A 2,128-nucleotide genomic window follows, 5' to 3' on the forward strand; every position below is an offset into this window, starting at 1 on the left:
TGCGCATCAAAATGGCGAAGGCCACGACGGCCGCGCCGCCGGTGGCCCAGACCGGTGCCAACGATTCGGAACCGGCGAACCACGAGACGCCGACGAAGATGAGCGCTATGCCGCCTAGAAACGCGAAGAACCCGATGGCGAACTCCATCAGGCGGGCGGGGAACAACCTCGGCTTCGTCGCGGTACTCGCGTCGTCGCCCGGCTCCCCCGTCGCGGCGTCGCGCTCCGCGTTCCATTTCCTCCGCTCCGCGAGGCGGAGGAACGCCGGCGCGTGGCGCGCCAGCCGCAGCGCGAGCGCGGCCGCGCAGCCGAGCGCCGCCGTCCATCCCAGCGGCGCGAGGCCGAGAATCGAGGCCGGGGCGAAGTCCTGCGAAAACGCCGAGACGAGGGCTTGGCAGAAAACGGAAGTTCCCGCGCAGGCCGCGCCCGCGAAATACAAGCCGCGCGGCGCCGGCGGGGCGTCCAGTGCTTCCTCCGCCGTGCGGAGCCACCAGAAGAGCGCTCCCGCGAGCGCCGCCGCGACGAGCGCGAGGACGAAGCCGACGACGGAGAACATGTCGTCGGACGCGAGCGCCCGCCCGAGCGCCCGCTCGGCCAGTGTTGGCGCGAAGTGGACGATCGCCGCGCCGAGCAGCGCCGCCGACGCGACGCCCAGCCGTCTCGCCTCCCCGCCGCGCGTCGCGGCGACCAGCCGGCGGGCGCCGAGGAGCATCGAGGCGCCGACGATCCACAGCGCGTCGATCAGCGTCCGCTCGAACGTTCCGAGGCGGGCGGTGTCGCCGGAGATCGGGCCGAAGAGGAGCAACTCGTACGGAAGCCAGACCAACGAGACAAGGAAGATCGCGCAGAGAAGATAGAGCCCGCGCCGAACCCATCGGCCGGCCGTCTTGCCGAAAGCGAAGCTCATGCCGCCCCTCCCCGCCGCGCGCCGAATCCGCCGCCGGACGCGCCCGATGTTCGTCAGGGTAACCCTAAAGGGCGTCTTTCTGGGACGCGCGCCGCGCCCCGGCCGAACGATGGCGACACGGGACGTCGGGGGGACGACGAACGTCCACGCGACGATCGCGAACCGCGCGCCGGCCCGCGGCAAGGCGCGAAGTCGCGGCATCCCCTCAGTTCAAAAGAAGAGCACGGTGCAGGCACCCATCAAGACCAATGGGGCGACCACCAACGCGGCGAGCCCGCCCAGAGCCGCGGCAGTCCGGCCCCTGCGCAGCAAGACGACGAAGGCCATGATCGATCCGGCGACGACGACGAACACGGCGATCTGGAATGCAAGGTCGCCGATCAGCGCCGAGCCGGCGAGGACGAGCGCGACGCCGATCTGAAACCCGAAGAACCCGACGACGAACTCCAGCAAGCGGGCGGGAAACGACTTGCGAGGGGGCCGGGCCTCGGCGACGTCGCCGGCGCGCGCCGCCGCGATGGCGGCCGCCGCGCCGCGGACAAGCGTGGGGGCGCGAGACGCCAGTTGCATGGCGAGCGCCGCGGCGCAGCCGAGGGCCGCCGCCCACGCCATCGGCGCCAATAGGAAGGTCGGGGCCGGCGCGCTGTTTGCCGGATACGTAGTGTTGACCACCCCGCACAGAAGGGACGTTCCCGCGCAGACGGCGCCGGCGAAATAGAGGCCGCGCGACATCCGCGGCGCGGCGAGCGCCGTTTCCGCCGTCGAAAGCCACCAGAGGAGAGCGCCGCCGCGCGCCACGGCGAGGAACGCAAGGACGGCTCCGCCGAGCCCGGTGAGCATCGTCTCCACCGCCGGTTCCTGTCCGAGCCCCCTTGCGCGCAGACCGAAGGCGAAGTAGGCCAGCGCGGCCGCGCCCAGCGTCGCCGCCGCGACGCGCACCCGCCGCGCCTCCCTGCGTCGCGACGCGGCGACCAGTCGGGCGGCGCCGTGCAGCAACAGCGCGCCGACGATCCAAAGCACGCTGGTCACCGTCCACGACGTCGCCACGAGGTGGAAGTTGGGGCCATAGGTCGTGCGCGCGAAGATCAAACCGAACGGAAGCCAAAGGAGCGAGATCGCGAAGATCGCGCAGACGAGATAAAGCCCTGCGCGCACTTGGACGCGCACCGCCGACGGTCCGAAGAGCACGTTCATGCCGCCTCTCCCTGTCGTCGGGCGCCC

Annotated in this window: 2 protein-coding genes; both read right to left on the reverse strand. The window is 71.9% G+C overall.

The genetic code is table 11. The features are described 5' to 3' along the window. Window positions 1-907, reverse strand: a 907-nt coding sequence (locus tag LLG88_14765) for a hypothetical protein (protein ID MCE5248167.1), incomplete at its 3' end; no start/stop codon positions are given. A gap of 210 nt (window positions 908-1,117) precedes the next feature. Next, window positions 1,118-2,101 (reverse strand): hypothetical protein, encoded by a 984-nt coding sequence (locus tag LLG88_14770; GenBank protein ID MCE5248168.1) that lies wholly within the window; start codon window positions 2,099-2,101, stop codon window positions 1,118-1,120. Window positions 2,102-2,128: the final 27 nt, after the last annotated feature.

The sequence above is a fragment of the bacterium genome, from assembly GCA_021372775.1.
Taxonomy (GTDB): domain Bacteria; phylum Acidobacteriota; class Polarisedimenticolia; order J045; family J045; genus JAJFTU01.